Below are 18,204 nucleotides of genomic sequence, written 5' to 3' on the forward strand. Positions count from 1 at the left end.
CCTGAGGGAGGGGTTGGAGTGAAAAGTATATTATGAGAAAATTTTATGCATCATTCTGCTTATTTCACAGTTTTCACCATTAAGGTAAAGTATTTTAGGTAGGTAATTAATATTACTTGTTTTTAATATTTCTAGTGCATTCAATGCTTTAGATGGTTTGTCTGTACCTGTATAACCTGAAGGATAGTAGCTTTCTATAGCTCCATTATTTAATACGAAATAACCAAGCTCATATAATCTATTTATTAGGTTTATTTTTTCGGGTAAATTACGAGTAATTTCCAGTTCTAAGGCTATTCTTCTTATATTATTTGTTTCAAATTCAAATAGTGATCTAATTTCATTAAATTCATCACTAGTTAATGTTCTTTGATCTTCAAATTTAAAAGTTAAATCTTTAAGTCTGTAGTATTTTTCAACCCAACTACGAGAGTCTCTTTGACTTTTAATATCACTACTCTTTAGCTGTGGTGCAATATTTTGTTCTACACAAATTTCATCTATTTTAGTAATAAAAGCTTCTCTAAGTTGCATTAATTCATCTTTAGAATCACCTAACTCAAGATGATTAAACCCATCAATAAGTACATCTCGATCTAGTAAGGAAAAGACTTCAATATCAAAATGCTGGTAAAAATTAATAAATCTTTTAATATTACTTTTTCCATTAATTCTTATGATTGGAATGTTCAGTTTATCAAAGCAATATGTATTGTTAATCAGTGGAGAAAGCCCTTTTAAAAATATTAAATCGGAATCTCCTTCAACCAATAGCACCTTCTTTGAAAAGAATGCAGGTGTACTATTCTCATAGCATATAATTTGGAAAGCATCTTTGTATGAACTGTTCTGGACAAAGTTAATTTCTTTAGCTTTAGAGCATGGAGGAGATGAGGAAAAGTCCTTATAAATTTTAATGAAACAAGTTGCTTTGGCTGTAGCAGAAAAAAAGTTTGGAGAATGCGTTGTGACGAATACTTGATCTTTTAAGGATAATTTTTCAAGAACATTATAGAGGATTCTCTGACCATTGGGGTGTAGGTACAACTCAGGCTCTTCAAAAAGAAAAATGTAGTCTGTATTCTGATTATCAGAATTAAGCTTTTCAACATAAGTTCTGAGTATAGAAAAAACTAAAGTACGTTTAACACCATCACCTTTATAATCAATAGTAGTTTTTATACCATCATCTATTAAAATTTGAGTGCTATTAAAAATTTGTTTTACTTCTGGATTAGGAATTTCTAGCTCTAATTTAATTTGTGAAAAACTTTCTTGAAAAATATTTTCTATTTCAGTTTCTAATAATTTAAGACTAGGTAATCGCTCATCAAGAGTACTTTCAATGCCATTCTCATCTTTGATAAGCTGACGATTTAGCATTTTATTGAGCTTTTCAAAAGAGTTTTTTATGTCTAAAAATTCAGGAGAATTTTCAATTTGTTTGAATAAAATTTTTATCAGTTTACCAAAACTTGTACTTTCTTTGGTTTTTGTTTCATCACTAAAATCTTTTACAGCGGGAATATAAATAGGTTCAGGAAACATGGGGGTAACTGTATTACTAAATCCAGTGGGTAAATTTTCCCAATCATACTGAAATTTATCTTCTGTTAGCTCTGAAATTAGCTCCTCAATTTTTTCTTTTGCACCTGTTTGCGTGGAAATTGAACTAGCTATATCTTGTGGCAATTGGTATGTATCTCTCATCAATGCTTTTATTTCTGTTGGTTTTTTACCTTTAAGTTCATTAGCTATCCAGTTAGCATTATAAATTGTATCGATAGGAACTTTTTTGTAGCAAAGTAGATCACTTGTGAAATCTAATTTATATTTTCTTCGAAAGCTGATTGTATTGTTTTCAATAATATGTTGAATTCTTGATCTATTTTCCTCATCTGATATTTTGTTTAAGTCATTTTCATTTAAATCACTAAAAGTTATATCAATAAAGATTTCTTTAGATTTATCATAGTAGTCAGATTCTGAAATTCTTGTGCCATTTAGAAATAAATTTATTGCCAAAAGAGCGGTTGATTTTCCAGCATTATTTTCACCTATTAAACAATTCATTTGCGATGGTGTTAAATCAATCTCTTTAAGACCCCGAAAGTTTTCGATGTGTATGTTTGAAATTCTCATTTATGAAATATCTATTTAATTCTAATAATTATATTTATAGATTATAGATGTAAAAAAAGCCACTCTAAGGTGACTTTTTTATGTCTAAATCGAAGTATTAAAGCGCAGCAATCTGCTCCATATTCGCTTTAATTTTCACTAACTGATCAGCAAACTCAGCCAATTTCGCTTTTTCACCTTCAACCACAGCCGCTGGTGCTTTCGCCACAAAACCTTCATTACCAAGTTTAGTCGCAATTTGGTCATGCTGCTTTTGTACTTTGTCCAAGTCCTTCTGCAAACGACCAAGTTCCGCTTTCGGATCAATCAAGCCTTTCATGGGAACAAATACAGATACATGACCAACGACAGATGACGATGACAATGGTGGTTGCTCAGCATCAGCCAAGAACGTAATACTTTCTACTTTTGCCAAAGCTTTAAATAAAGCTTCAATACGTGTGATCTGTGCTTTTTCAGCTTCAGTGGTGTTTTGAAGCAATACTGGCAATAAACGTGCATTACCTAAGCCCATTTCACCACGGATGTTACGTACTGCACCAATCAAGCCTTGTAACCACAACATATCAGCTTCGGCTTGTTCGTTTACACGCTCAGGATTCGCAACAGGATATTGCGCAAGCATAATACTTTCGCCTGAGATACCAAGTTTCGGTGCAAGCGTTTGCCAAATTTCTTCAGTTAAATACGGCATCAACGGATGTGCAAGACGTAAAGACGCTTCCATTACTGCAAGGAGTACACGACGCACTTCTGCTTTACGTTCAACTGATACATTTTCATCATTCAGAACTGGTTTAGTCAGTTCAACATACCAGTCACAATATTCATTCCAAATGAATTCGTAAATCGCTTGCGCGGCTAAATCTAAACGGTAAGTAGCAAAGGCTTGTTGTACCGCAGCTTCAGCTTTTTGCAGACGGCTTACGATCCACTGTTCAGGCAACTCCCAAAGGTCTTGACGAATTTCAGTACCAATCACTTGCTCTTCGCAGTTCATCATCACGAAACGGGTTGCGTTCCAGATTTTGTTAGCAAAGTTACGATAACCTTCAACACGCTTCATGTCGAATTTGATGTCACGACCTGTATTGGCAAGCGCACAGAACGTGAAACGAACTGCATCAGTGCCATAAGCTTGAATCCCTTCTGGGAATTCTTTACGCGTTGATTTTTCAATCTTCGCCGCTTGTTTTGGATTCATTAAGCCCGTAGTACGTTTTTGTACAAGCTCTTCAAGGTCAACACCGTCAATTAAATCCAATGGGTCAAGCACGTTGCCCTTAGACTTCGACATTTTCTGACCTTCGCCATCACGGACTAAGCCATGAACATAGACCGTTTTAAACGGTACTTGTGGCGTACCATCTTCATTCTTCATGAAGTGCATCGTAAACATAATCATACGAGCAACCCAGAAGAAGATGATGTCAAAACCAGTGACTAATACATCAGTAGGGTGGAATGTATTGAGGAAATAGTTTTCCGCATCTTTCTTGGCATCGCCAGTCCAACCCAAAGTTGAGAATGTCCACAGTGCAGAAGAGAACCAAGTATCGAGTACATCTTCGTCTTGGTTTAACACAACATCAGCAGGGATATTGTTTTTGGCACGAACTTCAGCTTCGTCACGACCGACATAGATGTTGCCTTCAGCATCGTACCAAGCTGGGATACGGTGACCCCACCAAAGTTGACGAGAGATACACCAGTCTTGGATGTTGTTCATCCACGCCATGTACATGTTGCTGTACTGTTCAGGTACAAATTTAATGTCACCATCTTTCACCGCTTTAATAGCAGGCTCAGCAAGCGGTGCAATTTTTACATACCATTGGTCTGTCAATAATGGTTCAACGATCACACCTGAACGGTCACCGCGAGGTGGTTTAAGTGTGTAAGGTTGAATTTGATCTAACCAGCCTTCAGCTTCAGCTTGTTCAACTAATTTCTTACGTGCAGCAAAACGCTCTAAACCAATATAGTCCGCAGGTGCAGGGAGGGTTTTAGAAATTTGCTCGCCTGCTTTGGCGATATATTCAAACTCAGCCAATACTTCTGCATTTTTGTTGAAGATATTGATGATTGGGAGTTCACAACGTTTACCGACTTCATAGTCGTTAAAGTCATGTGCAGGGGTGATTTTCACACAGCCTGTACCGAATTCTTTATCTACATATTCATCTTTAACGATAGGAACAGCACGACCTGTAATTGGCAGGATAATATTTTGACCAACGAGGTGCGTGTAGCGTTCATCATCCAGTGCCACAGCAACTGCGGTATCACCTAACAAAGTTTCAGGACGTGTAGTTGCCACAACGATGTGGTCTTTACCATCATGGGTACGTAGGTTTTTATCTTCAAAGAAATATTTGAAGTGCCACAATGAACCTGCTTCTTCTTTATCAGACTCAACTTCAAGGTCAGAAAGGGCTGTTTGTAGCTTCGGATCCCAGTTCACTAGGCGTTTGCCACGGTAGATCAAGCCATCTTCATGCAGTTTAACAAAAACTTCTTTTACTGCATTGGATAAACCTTCATCCATGGTGAAGCGTTCGCGCGACCAGTCCACTGATGAACCTAAACGACGAATTTGACGTGTAATCGTACCGCCAGATTGTTCTTTCCATTCCCAAACTTTTTCAATAAATTTTTCACGACCTAAATCATGACGGCTTACGCCTTGAGCGCCTAATTGACGTTCAACCACCATTTGCGTTGCAATACCCGCATGGTCTGTACCTGGTTGCCATAAGGTGTTTTTACCAGACATACGGTTGTAACGCGTTAATGCATCCATGATGGCATTGTTAAAGCCATGACCCATGTGCAAGCTACCCGTGACGTTCGGCGGCGGAATCATGATACAGAATGATTCACCTTGACCTGATGGTTTGAAATAACCTTGTTGTTCCCAGATTTGATACCACTTCTTTTCGATCTCAGTTGGATCGTAAGTTGTTGCGATATTTTGAGCAGATTGAGCGTCAGTCATAGTACAGAAGATCAAAATAGAATAAAAAATTGTATCTATTGTAGCAAAAAATCCTCGCTTCTGTAGGCGCATTTCGGCAACTCATATCGCTGTTTTATCAACATTAAAAAAATAATGTTTGAGCTGTACGATTTAGTCAGATTGTTTACATCTATATCGACATTATTGAGGCTGTTTCAGCTTTTATTTGGAATAATAAAAGCTCTATTCCATCTATTCAGAAGATTAAGTTTTTGATTCTTCGATAAAGCCGACGAAATGCGTTGGTTTTTTTTAACAAAAACGTTAGATTTGTGTGTATTGGATCACATAATAAAAATGTGAATGCATAAAACAACAATATAAAAATGCGAAAAAATTAAAAAAGGATGGTTCTGATGAGTTATTCAATTCTATTAAAAATTAATGAAGTGACACATGGACAATTTGAGTCGATTCGCCAACAACTCAATGCTGGAGCACACGAAAGCCAATCAAGGATTTTAGGAGAGGTGCTTTCAGAAATAGCCTGTGAAATTGTTGAGCAAGTTTTTTCAGTTTTACTGATTCAAAATCGCCAACCCAATCAATTGGCTCAAAAATATACACATGATTCTGAAAAAGTGATTCAACAAATTATCGGTGCAGTTCGCAAATATATGCCTTGGTCGATTGCTTTATTTGGCAATGACCGTTTATGTCCTTTTGCGAATTATTTTTCCGATATGATCAAATACCATGATGAGCAAGTCTATGTATCTTATCCGATCGATCGAAATTTAGTTCAGCAAGCACATGCACTTGTATCGCAATTAAAGAATAATGAAATCAGTGACATGGTTGAAGTGTTTCAGACTTTAATTCAAATTATTGATTTAGGCGTGACCAATCTCATCCGTGAACCAAAAAAATGTCTTAATTTCAATAGAGTAGTGGATAAAACCCTCAATGGTGTAATTAATATGACCGCACAGCTTAGCTATAAGCGTTTGGAAAAAATGGGAAACCAAGTTGACCCAAATGCCGCTTCAGATTGCGTTAATCACTTTTTGGCATTTATGCATGTTGATACGGAATAGATTGTGATAAATTCGGCGTGTACACAGCCAAAAATGATAGAAAAATAGATTCATGGATATATAAGGGCTTACATACAAGCCCTTATTTTTTTGGAATCTTAAAAATAGGGTTATTAGAATGAACACCGCCGTTTTTTTAAATATTCAGCCAGATACTTACGCAAGATTTGCACATATTCGCTCACAACTACTACAGGGCAGTAAAGAAAGCCAAGCCAATGCATTAGGAAGTGTATTGTCTGAAATGTCTTGTGAAGTCATTGAACAAGTCTTTATGGTTTTATTACAAGAAAATCAGCATTATTCTCAAACAGGTGAATCTGAAAAAGTCATCAATCAAATTTTGGAAGCGATTCGTAAATACATGCCTTGGTCGGTTTCATTTTTTTGTAATGATCGTCTTGTGCCTTTAGTTGAATATTTATCTAAAACTTTTCAAATCGAAGATGAAACGGTTTATATGACTTACCCGATTGAGCAACACCTCGCTCAGAAAGTCAAAACTTCGAGTCAAAAATTGGCAGAGGGCGATAGTAGTGAAATTCAGAATGCGTTAAAACTTTTGACTGAAGTAATTGATATTGGTGTAACTCATCTGATTCGAGAACCTAAAAAGTGTTTAAAATTCAATTTTGTAGTCGATAAAACCTTAAATGGTGTGATTAATATGACCACCCATCTTGGTTATAAGCGTTTAGAAAAACTAGGGACTCAACTTGATCAGAAAGTAGCTGCAACCTACGTTGATTATTTCTTGAATTTTATGCGCCAACAAGCTTAGCGAGGAAATTGATATGACGAAGCTCAAAAGTCTTGAAAATAAAGTCGTCTGGATTACAGGGGCTTCTTCTGGTTTAGGCAAAGCTTTGGCACGAGAATGTGCTCTGCAAGGTGCGCAAGTGGTTTTGACTTCACGTCGTTATGACGAATTGGAAGCTGTCCGTTTCGGTTTACTCAAACCTGAGCAGCACCTGTCGATTGCTGCGGATATTACCGATGAAGCCCAAGTTCGGCATGCCTATGAACAGGTCTTGGCTTGCAAGGGTCGTATTGATTGGTTGATGAATAATGCGGGTTTGAGTCAACGTGCGCTGATTCAAGATACGACCATGCAGACCGAACGAGCGATTATGGAAGTCGATTACTTTTCACAGGTCTTTTTCACCAAAACCGTATTGCCGACATTGTTGAAGCAAAAATCAGGTCGAGTTGTGTTTGTATCCAGTGTCGCAGGGTTATTAGGGACACAATATCGTGCCAGTTATTCTGCCGCTAAAGCAGCCATTCACATGTGGGCAAATAGTTTGCGTGCTGAAGTTTCAAAAGATGGTGTCAATGTTTCCGTCGTATTCCCTGGTTTTGTCAAAACCAATGTTTCATTTAATGCTTTAAATGGTGAAGGTAAACCACAAGGGCATCAAGATGAAGCCATTGAAAATGGTTTGGATGCTGATCAATTCGCAGAACGCGTGGTTCAATCATTGATGGCAGGGGATGAATATATTGTTGTTGGTGGGAAAAAAGAACAATTAGGTGTCTTGGTCTCTCGTTTATCTCCAAGTTTGTTGTATAAAATGATTCGCAAAATGAAAGTGAAATAAGTGTGAACAATCCTAAGAAAGCCGTTTTTAATTGGAGCGGTGGCAAAGATTCAGCATTAGCCCTGTATAAGGTCTTACAGCAACATGAGTTTGAGGTGGTCGCGTTATTAACCACGGTGAATGAAGAAACGGAATTGTCATCTATGCATGCGATTCCATTTTCCTTGTTAATGAAACAAGCTGAAAGTATTGGGATTCCACTTTATCCTGTATTTTTACCCAAAAATCTTCCTGCATATGAGCAACGCATGTCAGATGCTGCTCATCATTTTAAAGCGCTAGGTGTCGAGCATTTTATCTTTGGTGATATTTACCTGAGTGATGTACGCAAATATCGAGAAGACCGTTTACATCCTTTGGGTATAGAAGTGGTTGAGCCGATATGGAACCTGAACTCGAATGAAGTGATGCAGAACTTTTTGGATTCGGGAATTAAAACCAAAATTATTGTGACCGATGCAAGTAAATTAGACGAGTCTTTTATCGGACAAGATATTAATGCTGCTTTGCTTGAGAGAATGCCAAGTGAAGTCGATGTCTGTGGTGAAAATGGTGAGTACCATACCTTTGCTTATGCGGGTGCTTTATTTAAAAATCCAGTACAGTTTGAAATTATTGAGACTCGAAAAATGTCTTATGATTTTAAATTAGATAATGGTGAAGAGAAAACTTATCACTATTGGCAAGCGATTTTTGCTGAGTAGCGGGGTTGTCCTGATGCAATATATTCAACAGGACATAAATCTTTAAGATTGATGAAAGATCGCCGTACCATAAGCAAATACTTCAACCATTCCACCTTGCATACCCAGTTCTGTGGTGCTGAGTCGAACGCCCATAATATGGTTTGCGCCTATTCGATCTGCTTCTTGCTTGAGTCGAAGCATGGCTTCACGACGTGCCCGTTCCACAATGCTTTCGTAGCTCACTAGACGACCACCAAAGAAATTTCGAATGGTTGCCAGTACATATTTAAAATAATCATGTGAGATCACCACATTACTACTGATCATTTGTCCATTTGAATTGGTTTCGACAAAGCGATTGGTATCGATACGAATATGAGCATATTGTTTTTCTTTTTCATCAAGTTCGCGTAAGTGTTTTTGTTCGATATGACGACCAAAACCCCAACCGACTGAAAATAGAATAAGAAAAATGACAATTTGAAAAATTAATCCATCCATTGTATTTCCTAAGAGTTAAATGGATCAGGTAGTTTAGGTGTAACAGGTTGAACAACTACCGCTGTGCCGTATACAAAAAGCTCAGATGCACCTTGAGCAATATTCGATGTCGAAAAGCGAATACCTACAATTGCATTCGCACCTAAACCACGTGCCTTGTCGATCATGCGTTGGGTTGCTTCTTGGCGAGATTCTTCTAGGAGTTCTGTATAACCTGTCAATTCACCACCGACGATATTTTTTAAACCCGCCATAAGATCACGCCCAACGTGTTTACTACGGACAGTGCTGCCATAAACCACATCAAGTTGACGTGAGATTGTGTGACCGGGTACAGACTCTAAACTGCTTAGTAACATAGTTTTTTCTAAATCATTGAAATTATCTTCTTGAAGATAAGAAATATTCGCAATACTTGCAATAAAAAAGCCCACCGAAGTGAGCTTTTTTATCTATCAATTATTTCAATTATTGAGCAGCACGGACTTCAGCACTTGACGGTTGTTGTATTACCGTTTCGCTACTGTTTGCTTTTAAGCCACCACCGAGCGTCTTATAAAGTTCAACTTGATTGTTTAAGTTAGCTTGTTGTAATAACAATAAACCTTGCTCAGCAGAGTATGCAGAACGTTGTGCATCTAATACGGTTAAATAGCTATCAATACCAGCACGGAAGCGAGCATTTGAAAGTTTATAAGTAGTATTGGTCGCTTCAACTAAACGAGTTTGAGCTGTTAAACGGTCACCAATATTTGCACGCGTTGCTAATGCATCATTCACTTCACGGAAAGCAGACTGTATAGACTTTTCATAGTTAGACAATGCAATTTTCTGATCGGTTTCTGAGATTTTGACATTGGCTTTACGAGTGCCCCAGTCAAAAATTGGCATATCGATACTTGGGCCGATAGACCAAATTCCATTACCTGATTTAAATAAATCACTTAAATCAGTAGATGCATATCCCGCTGTGCCTGTAAGGCTAATGGTTGGAAATAATTGTGCTTTAGCCGTACCAATATTTGCACCAGCAGCACTAAGTTGATATTCCGCAACTTTTACATCTGGACGATTATTTAACAAATCACTCGGTAAGCCTGCTGAGAAGACCATTTTTTGGGTGATTCGAGGCACTTGTTGTTGTGGTAATAGATTTTGTGGAACTTGTTGCCCCACTAATAAATTCAACAAGTTTTGCGCTTGGGCAATTTGTGTTTTGTAGTTCGCTACATCATTACGAGCTGTTTCAACAGAAATTTGTGCTTGACGCAATGGAATCTCGCTGTCAATGCCGACATCAAAACGCTTTTTATTCAGATTATACGAATCTTGTTGTGCTTTAAGCGTTTGATCCGCAAGCTTGAGTTGTGCATTAGCAAATGAATAGTTCAGCCAAGCTTGAGTTACTTCACTGATTAAACTAATTTGCGTTGCATCACGTGAGCTTTGTGTACCCAAGTAATTATCTAATGCAGCATCTTTTAAACTACGCACACGTCCCCAAAAGTCTAACTCATAAGAGGTTAGACCCAAACCCACTCTGTAGGTTGATGATGGGTTCGTGTCAAGAGAAGAGCTAACTTGACGTATTGCGCTACCGCTTGCACCAATTGTAGGTAATTGATTATTTTCTGAAATTCGGTACTGTTGTTGCGCTTTTTGAATGTTCAAAGCTGCAGTACGCAAATCACGGTTATTGGCAAGAGCCAAATCAATCACTTGTAACAGACGTTGGTCAGCGAAGAAGTCTTTGTAACCTTGTTCTGCGATAGATGTACCAGAAGCATTGCTATAAGAGGCATAGCTTTCAGGAGTGCCAGTGCTCACAACAGGCTCTGGCCCGCGCATGCTTTGGCAAGCTGCCAAAGAAAACGCAAGTGCAGAGATTGCCAAGCCACGACTAGAAATAGACCATACAGTTTGCATCACGATCAATGCTCCTGAGTATTTAAAGTTTTAGGTTTGTACTTAAAGATACTACGAATCCATACGAAGAATACAGGGATAAAGAAGATACCTAAAAGCGTGGAAGAAATTACGCCACCGAGTACACCATAACCAACAGAATGTTGACTACCAGCACCTGCGCCACTTGCTAATGCGAGTGGTAATACACCAAAACCGAAGGCAAGTGTGGTCATGATAATCGGACGTAGACGCATTTTTGCAGCATGTAACGTTGCTTCAAATAGTTCTTCGCCTTTTTCTTGCAATTCTTTAGCAAACTCTACAATTAAAATCGCATTTTTTGCAGAAAGACCAATTACAGCTACGATTGCGACTTGGAAATAGATGTTAAAGGATAAGTTTGGATCACCTTTAATCACCATGCCTAACCATGTCATTGTGAATGCACCAACGATACCTAAAGGTACAACCAGCAATACCGAAATTGGAATTGCCCAGCTTTCATAAAGCGCAGAAAGACATAGGAATACGATTAATAATGAAAGAATTAATAATGGAACCGTTTGGTTACCAGAATCACGTTCTTCTAAAGATAAACCTGTCCATTCATAGTCGAAACCTTGTAAGCCCATAGATGGTAACTTACCAATGATTTCTTCCATTGCTAACATGGCATCACCCGAACTCACACCAGGAGCAGGAGTACCTTGAATATTTACAGATGATACGCCGTTGTAACGCTCAAGACGTGGTGAACCATAGGTCCATTCACCTTTAGCAAATGCTGAGAATGGAACCATTTCACCTTTGCTGTTACGTACATACCATTTGTTTAAGTCTTCAGGCATCATGCGGGTATCTGCTTCACCTTGAACATAAACTTTCTTCACACGACCACGATCAACGAAGTCATTGATATAAGAACCACCCCAAGCCATGCTCATGGTGCTATTAATATCAGCAATACTTACACCCATTGCACCAGCTTGCGCTTGATCAACTGTGATTTTGTATTGTGGTGTGTCTTCTTGACCATTTGGACGTACACCTGCAAGACGTTTGTCTTGTGATGCCATACCCAAAATTGCGTTACGTGCAGCAATTAGCTTGTCATGACCTTGACCACTTACATCTTTCAACTGAATGTCAAAACCAGATGAAACACCTAATTCAGGCATAGCAGGCAATTGTAAAGGCATGATGTAAGATGCATCTTTTACAATCATGTTTAATGCCATACCACGTTGAATAATGGCACCAATTTGCGATTCAGGTGTTGTACGTTCGCTCCAGTCTTTCAGTTTAATAAAGGCAAGCCCCGCATTTTGACCAACCCCTGTAAATGAGAAACCAGATACGGTAAAGATCGACTCTACGTGTTCTTTTTCTTTATTTAAGAAGTAGTCCGTCATGGTGGTGATGACTTTATCAGTACGTTCAAGACTTGCGCTAGGTGGTAATTGAACCAGTGTCATAACCACGCCTTGATCTTCTTCTGGTAAGAAAGAAGAAGGCAGCATTTTGTATAAACCAACTAACGCAGCAATAACGACGATATAAATCACCCCAGAGAAAAATTTATGATGGGTCATACGATTGACACCACCTTGATATTTCTCTGACAGCTTTTCAAAGCCATTATTAAAACCACGGAAGAAACGTGCAAAGATGCCGTTGCTTTGTTCTTTGTTCGGATCGTGCTGTTTTAGCAAGGTTGCACAAAGGGCAGGGGTAAAGGTCAATGCAACAATTAATGATAAAATCATTGCGGTTACTAAGGTGATCGAGAACTGACGGTAAATTACACCCGTTGTACCACCAAAGAATGCCATCGGTACGAATACCGCAGTCAATACGCTGGTAATACCGATTAACGCACCTGAGATCTGACCCATCGACTTTTCAGTAGCTGGTACAGGTTCAAGATGCTCTTCTTGCATGACACGTTCGACGTTTTCAACCACAACGATCGCATCATCGACTAGAAGACCAATGGCAAGAACCATCGCAAACATCGTGAGCGTATTGATTGAGAAGCCGAAGATGTTAATCACGGCAAATGTACCCAATACCACTACAGGAACAGCAAGTGTCGGAATAATTGTCGCGCGCCAATTCTGCAAGAATAAGAACATTACGATGAACACGAGGACAACTGCTTCAATCAGCGTATGTACTACACTTTCAATCGAAAGCTTCACAAATGGCGTCGTATCGTAAGCAAGCTTATCTTTCAAACCGTTTGGATAGTTCACACGTAATTCAGACAAGCGCTTTTCAACTGCGGCAGCTGTATCTAGCGCATTTGCACCAGTCGCCAGCTTGATTGCCACACCACCCGCAGGATTACCGTTAAACTTAGAATCAAACTGATAGTTGTCTGAGCCTAATTCAACACGAGCAACATCACTTAAACGAACTTGTGCACCATCTGCTGAGTTCTTTAAGAAAATATTTTTAAATTGCTCTGGGGTTTGCAACATGCTTTGAGCATTCACCGTTGCATTCAGCACTTGCCCTGTCGTTGCTGGAGCACCACCGAGCTGACCTACAGCAACCTGCGCATTTTGAGCACGAATCGCTGCTGCAACATCTGAAGGTGTTAAATTGAAACTGCTGAGTTTAGCAGGATCAAGCCAAATACGCATTGCATATGAGCCACCAAAGACAGTGACTTCACCCACACCTGCAACACGACTCAGCGGTTCAGAAATGTTTGAGTTTACATAGTCTTTAATATCAGATGCAGAAAGCGACCCATCAGGCGAATAAAATGCAACAACTTGCATAAAGCTCGCGCCTGATTTGGTTACTCTTACCCCTTGACGTTGTACGTCTTCTGGTAAAAGTGCTGTCGCAGATTGTAATTTATTTTGAACTTGAACTTGAGCGATATCAGGATCAATACCTTGTTCAAAGTTCAAATTAATAGATGCCTGACCATTACCAGCACTGTTTGACGAAATGTAACGTAAACCATCCAAACCATTCATTTGTTGTTCAATGATTTGGGTTACCGTATTTTCAACAGTCTGTGCCGAAGCACCAGGATAAGTTGCAGAAATTGTCACCGTGGGGGGAGCAATTGTCGGGTATTGTGCAACAGGCATTTTTGTTAGCGTAAGAATACCCGCCAACATAATGACCAGTGCAATCACCCATGCAAAAATTGGGCGATGGATAAAAAATTGAGCCATGCAATCTACCCCTTACACTTGTGAAGTAGCTTTTTGTTCAGCTTTTGATGAGTCAGGCTGCTTTTGTTCATTTGCTTTAGGTACAGCATTTTGACCCTGTTGTTGTTTAGCTTGAGGTTGATAAGGTTTGGTAGTGACTTCTTGCCCCTCTTTTACCTTAGCAACACCATCCACAACCACTTTGTCACCTGCTTTTAAACCCTCAGTCACGATCCAATCTTGACCTTGAACACCAGCGGTCGTGATAGGACGAGTTTCAACCGTACCTTTAGCATTTACAATCAGAGCAATTGCTTGTCCTGTTGGTAAGCGAGTGATCGCAGCTTGAGGAATCAGGTAAGCGTTTGGTAAAACTGCTTGAGATATTTTTGCTGTCGCATACATACCTGGCAGTAATAAGTGATTTGGATTTGGGAAAACTGCACGTAAAGTCACAGTACCTGTTTCAGGGTTAACACTTGCACCCGCGAACGCCAATTGACCTTCGATTGGATAGTCTGAACCATCTTCGAGTGTAATTTTGACACGCGTGTTATTACTATTGTTTAAGTTACCTTTGCTCAACTGTTGACGCAGACGTAACATCTCAGCACTTGATTGATTAATATCTACATAAATCGGATCAAGTTGTTGAATAGTCACTAAAGGATCAGCTTGATTCGCAGTCACTAATGCGCCAGAAGTCACTGATGAGCGACTAGACTGACCAGAAATAGGAGCACGTACAGTTGAATAACCTAAATTAATCTCAGCATTCTTTAAAGCTGCTTGAGATGCTGCTACATCAGCTTCAGCCAATTGAACTTGAGCATTGATATCATCATACTCTTGTTTAGAAACAGCATTGGTACTCACAAGTTGACGATAACGACCTTCTTTAACACGAAGTGCGTTTAAGTTTGCTTGCTGACGTAATAGTGCTGCACGTGCATTATCTGCTGTTGCACGATTGGTATTCGCATCAATTTGATAAAGTGCTTGACCTGCTTCAACATAACTGCCTTCAGCAAATAAACGCTTTAAAATAACACCGCCCGTTTGAGGGCGAACTTCTGAAATTTGATAAGCAGAAGTTCGACCAGAAAGTTCGACATTCTGTTCAACACTTTGCGGTTGAGCGACGATGACACCGACTTCAGGAGGTGGCATTTTTTGAGCAGCAGCAGCTTGCTCAGCATTTTTAGGGTCTTTGCTACAACCAACAAGCGCAATGCTTGTTGCTAATGCGCAAGCAGTCAGGGCAGGTGCCCAAAGCTTAGCCGACATCATTATTCCACCTCAGTTTAGATTTTTTATCTAAAAACAAATTATTGCTGAAATTGCTTTGATACAGCCAAAACCAAAGCAAGGAAGTCAAAATCAACCCAATTCCCCAACCTGCGAAAACATCAGTTGGAAAGTGTACCCCTGCGTAAACTCTAGATATCCCCATGAATAAAAACCATAAAGTAGATACTAAAATGATGCTGATGCGATATTTATGTTGTTGAGACAACAATATCGCTAAACTCGCAAGGGTTGCAGCATAAAGGCTATGGGCACTTGGGAAGGATGCACCATAACTATGAACCAAGTGATAAAATTCCAAAGGTCTTGGTCGATCAACGCCCCATTTCAGAAGCCAACCAATCGCAATACTTCCACTTATACTCAAAGCAATAAAAATCACATTCTTATAGTTTTTAATCCACGTTTGATAAATACACAAAAATGTAGTTAAAAATAATAAAAATGGCATTCCACCTAGTCGAGCAAGTAGAACTGTCACATGGTTAGGCATGAATGAACGGTGTTCAAAAAAAGCTTGAACACTAAAACGATCAAAAGCTAATGTATTCGGGGAAAATAACCCGAACACACCTATTCCAAAAAAAAAGCAACCAATACAAAGCAGTAGGTACGGCATGCGAACCTCAATTAAATGCTTAACCATTGTTTAGGGTTGTCGAATGGTATAAAGTGTACTTGCGAGTACACTTTTGGTCAAGTCTTGAAATTTTATGATAATTTCATTTTCATCTTTTTATAAGATGTAGTAAAAAAACATAACAAAATTTGATTAGTGTCTCACTTTTGAACCTGTTGTACTTTGCTCTTCAACTTCAATTGGCTGTTTAGGTGGCCAAAAGAAGTCACTTGGGCGAGTAAGGAAGTGGGTCATCACCAATTTAGCCAAAGGTTTCCATTGAGCAAAGCGAACCCGACGAGCACGAAGCGCGACAATAATTGTCAACGTGAAACTGACGAATAAGTTGGTTAGGCCAATCAGCATAACCCCTAAAAATGACACAATGATTAATGCAAGATCCGGGCTGCCAATCGTCATCAAACCCTGAATGAAGTTTGCAGAAGCGAATGCAATATGGCGAATATCTAAAGGTAAACCTAAAATAAATCCGATGGTTCCCATGCTGCCGAGCATAATACCAAATAGAAAATTACCCGCCAAAGCGCCTAAATTCGTTTCAATATAAGTCGCAAACTTATCTAAGCGTTGCTGTCCCATTAAACGTTTTAAGCGATGATGTTGTTTCAGTCGAGGTCCAACTTTGCGATAAATGGCTAAGTTATCAAAATATCCTGCAAGTAAGCCTGATAAAAATAAGCATACTCCCGCAATAGCAGCGTGCGGCACAGCTAATGAGGTAAATGGGTTTAAACTATGCAAAACTGCAGCCGATTTATTATGATTCAGTAGCGGCTCACCTAAATTATATTGCCACAAAAAGGTGATGAGCGCGGCTGTTGGTATCGCAATTGAAATATTTCCTAAGATTGCAATAAATTGAGTACGAATGATATTAATAATCAAAGCAGCCAGTTCAGCAATTTGAGCTGTTTTACTGCCTTTTTGTTGTTGTACCGTAGATGCAAGTGCTGCCGCTGTCATTGCTGGCTGTTTTGTTGCGACAGTAAAGTGGAGGATATGAATGAGCATAAAACCCAATGCATAGTTCATGCTATATAGAAATGCATGTCCGAAAGGCGCTAAAACTAATCGAGCCGTTAATATTTTCAGCGTTGCCATGGTGGCAATAATAGCGCCCGCACCAGCCGCAGCTTTGTACATACCAAAAAAGCCAGCTTTATCGGTACTTACATAATGTTCACCCGTTTTACTGGCATTTTCAGTCACTTGCAGCGCAATTAACTCACTGGTTGAACTCAGTAAATGACGAACACTCTTTTCGTCATAATGTGCTTTGGTCACATCAATCAGTAGTTCACCCAATGCAACATATCTCACTTCATCTTTACTTGCGAGTAAACTCAACAGAAGTTCAATACGATCAATCGCTTGTTCAAGCAGTGACAATAGATAAGTTAAGCTAATGCTCACCCCAATTCTTCGCGTTGCTCTACGAATTTTCAATACCGCTTCTCGGCATTGATCAAGCATTACAAAAGCTTGTGAAGCATCAGGTGGCGGCATGACAACCACGGCATCTTGGTCATCTATTTGTTTTTTATATTTTTCAATAAATTCGACAATTTCTCGGTTTTGTACCAAGAACGGAGATTCGTATTCGGTGATCTCTGGTTGTGCATTAATAAATTCTGGATATAAGCCAATTCCACTGATGCGATAAGATAAAACAGTGATCGCTTTGATGAGCTCATTTTTAGAAATTTGCTTTTCGATTGTATTACTTTGACTTTCACTAATTAAACTAAATAATGAAATCCAATCTTGTTTTTCAATAAGATCAAGCCATTCATAATCATTTTCTTGGTGAAAAATTTTTCCGACTAATGTACGGAGCTGTTGTCCATCTTCAACCAAAGGAAGGAAATGAGCGCCTAAACGTTGGCTTAGCTGATTCCAAAAACCATCTAAAGATAAGATTCCACTGTCTGCATACAAACTGAGCTGTTTATATTGGCTAATGAGTTTGAGTAAAAAGTTTTGCAATAAAATGGCAGAGGTGGGGGTAAGTAATAGCGTACGAATAAATGTATGAATACGCTGTTTGACTTCCTCAGCATCATTCGGATTTTTAGGTCGTAAACGATTGACCAACTCAATAATTAGATTTTCATCAAGAACAGTTTGAGTCTGATCAAGCTGTTCCTGCATTTTTAAAAATAAATCAGATAAATTTAAATGCATGG

At 38.9% G+C, this 18,204-nt stretch carries 13 protein-coding genes; 4 read left to right on the forward strand and 9 right to left on the reverse strand.

Annotation, left to right across the window (positions count from 1 at the left end):
* Positions 1-30: 30 nt before the first annotated feature.
* Entirely contained in the window at positions 31-2,142 is a 2,112-nt protein-coding gene (locus tag F933_RS12855; protein ID WP_005061773.1) for an ATP-dependent nuclease, read from the reverse strand.
* A gap of 97 nt (positions 2,143-2,239) precedes the next feature.
* On the reverse strand, positions 2,240-5,140 hold the full coding sequence (locus F933_RS12860) for a valine--tRNA ligase (protein WP_034710870.1): 2,901 nt from the start codon (positions 5,138-5,140) through the stop codon (positions 2,240-2,242).
* 377 nt (positions 5,141-5,517) lie between these two features.
* Between F933_RS12860 and F933_RS12865 the strand changes: the two genes are divergently transcribed.
* From F933_RS12865 to F933_RS12880, 4 genes are all read left to right on the forward strand, one after another.
* Complete coding sequence (locus tag F933_RS12865; RefSeq protein ID WP_005061777.1) at positions 5,518-6,198, forward strand: hypothetical protein; 681 nt, start codon at positions 5,518-5,520, stop codon at positions 6,196-6,198.
* A gap of 118 nt (positions 6,199-6,316) precedes the next feature.
* Positions 6,317-6,979, forward strand: coding sequence for a hypothetical protein (locus F933_RS12870; protein WP_005061779.1), 663 nt, complete (start codon positions 6,317-6,319; stop codon positions 6,977-6,979).
* A 13-nt stretch (positions 6,980-6,992) separates the two neighbouring features.
* On the forward strand, positions 6,993-7,799 hold the full coding sequence (locus F933_RS12875; RefSeq protein ID WP_005061781.1) for an SDR family NAD(P)-dependent oxidoreductase: 807 nt from the start codon (positions 6,993-6,995) through the stop codon (positions 7,797-7,799).
* A complete protein-coding gene (locus tag F933_RS12880) occupies positions 7,796-8,503 on the forward strand; it encodes a Dph6-related ATP pyrophosphatase (RefSeq protein WP_034710872.1) in 708 nt (235 codons plus the stop codon). Before F933_RS12875 ends, F933_RS12880 begins: the two co-directional genes overlap by 4 nt.
* A gap of 42 nt (positions 8,504-8,545) precedes the next feature.
* Here the strand turns inward: F933_RS12880 and F933_RS12885 are convergent, their stop codons facing one another.
* From F933_RS12885 to F933_RS12915, 7 genes are all read right to left on the reverse strand, one after another.
* Positions 8,546-8,986, reverse strand: a complete 441-nt coding sequence (locus F933_RS12885) for a YbjQ family protein (RefSeq protein ID WP_005061783.1) — start codon at positions 8,984-8,986, stop codon at positions 8,546-8,548.
* A gap of 8 nt (positions 8,987-8,994) precedes the next feature.
* On the reverse strand, positions 8,995-9,345 hold the full coding sequence (locus F933_RS12890) for a YbjQ family protein (protein WP_034711019.1): 351 nt from the start codon (positions 9,343-9,345) through the stop codon (positions 8,995-8,997).
* 109 nt (positions 9,346-9,454) lie between these two features.
* The gene (gene adeK, locus F933_RS12895; RefSeq protein ID WP_005061786.1) at positions 9,455-10,912 is read right to left on the reverse strand and encodes a multidrug efflux RND transporter AdeIJK outer membrane channel subunit AdeK; all 1,458 of its coding nucleotides are present in this window, start codon (positions 10,910-10,912) and stop codon (positions 9,455-9,457) included.
* Positions 10,913-10,917: 5 nt separating this feature from the next.
* Entirely contained in the window at positions 10,918-14,091 is a 3,174-nt protein-coding gene (gene adeJ, locus F933_RS12900; protein WP_005055713.1) for a multidrug efflux RND transporter permease subunit AdeJ, read from the reverse strand.
* Positions 14,092-14,103: 12 nt separating this feature from the next.
* Positions 14,104-15,360 (reverse strand): efflux RND transporter periplasmic adaptor subunit, encoded by a 1,257-nt coding sequence (locus tag F933_RS12905; RefSeq protein WP_005061788.1) that lies wholly within the window; start codon positions 15,358-15,360, stop codon positions 14,104-14,106.
* On the reverse strand, positions 15,347-15,997 hold the full coding sequence (locus F933_RS12910; RefSeq protein ID WP_005061790.1) for a phosphatase PAP2 family protein: 651 nt from the start codon (positions 15,995-15,997) through the stop codon (positions 15,347-15,349). The genes F933_RS12905 and F933_RS12910 overlap by 14 nt, the downstream gene beginning before the upstream one ends.
* Positions 15,998-16,150: 153 nt before the next feature.
* Positions 16,151-18,202, reverse strand: a complete 2,052-nt coding sequence (locus F933_RS12915) for a site-specific recombinase (RefSeq protein ID WP_005061792.1) — start codon at positions 18,200-18,202, stop codon at positions 16,151-16,153.
* Positions 18,203-18,204: the final 2 nt, after the last annotated feature.

Origin of the sequence: Acinetobacter beijerinckii CIP 110307, from assembly GCF_000369005.1 — a bacterium.
GTDB lineage: Bacteria > Pseudomonadota > Gammaproteobacteria > Pseudomonadales > Moraxellaceae > Acinetobacter > Acinetobacter beijerinckii.

Excerpts from the sequence above, each read along its gene's own strand:
- F933_RS12910 (WP_005061790.1), bottom strand. The coding sequence starts at position 15,997 with ATGCCGTACCTACTGCTTTGTATTGGTTGCTTTTTTTTTGGAATAGGT.
- adeJ (WP_005055713.1), bottom strand. The coding sequence starts at position 14,091 with ATGGCTCAATTTTTTATCCATCGCCCAATTTTTGCATGGGTGATTGCA.
- adeK (WP_005061786.1), bottom strand. The coding sequence starts at position 10,912 with ATGCAAACTGTATGGTCTATTTCTAGTCGTGGCTTGGCAATCTCTGCA.
- F933_RS12870 (WP_005061779.1), top strand. The coding sequence starts at position 6,317 with ATGAACACCGCCGTTTTTTTAAATATTCAGCCAGATACTTACGCAAGA.
- F933_RS12875 (WP_005061781.1), top strand. The coding sequence starts at position 6,993 with ATGACGAAGCTCAAAAGTCTTGAAAATAAAGTCGTCTGGATTACAGGG.
- F933_RS12890 (WP_034711019.1), bottom strand. The coding sequence starts at position 9,345 with ATGTTACTAAGCAGTTTAGAGTCTGTACCCGGTCACACAATCTCACGT.
- F933_RS12905 (WP_005061788.1), bottom strand. The coding sequence starts at position 15,360 with ATGATGTCGGCTAAGCTTTGGGCACCTGCCCTGACTGCTTGCGCATTA.
- F933_RS12865 (WP_005061777.1), top strand. The coding sequence starts at position 5,518 with ATGAGTTATTCAATTCTATTAAAAATTAATGAAGTGACACATGGACAA.
- F933_RS12860 (WP_034710870.1), bottom strand. The coding sequence starts at position 5,140 with ATGACTGACGCTCAATCTGCTCAAAATATCGCAACAACTTACGATCCA.
- F933_RS12915 (WP_005061792.1), bottom strand. The coding sequence starts at position 18,202 with ATGCATTTAAATTTATCTGATTTATTTTTAAAAATGCAGGAACAGCTT.
- F933_RS12855 (WP_005061773.1), bottom strand. The coding sequence starts at position 2,142 with ATGAGAATTTCAAACATACACATCGAAAACTTTCGGGGTCTTAAAGAG.
- F933_RS12885 (WP_005061783.1), bottom strand. The coding sequence starts at position 8,986 with ATGGATGGATTAATTTTTCAAATTGTCATTTTTCTTATTCTATTTTCA.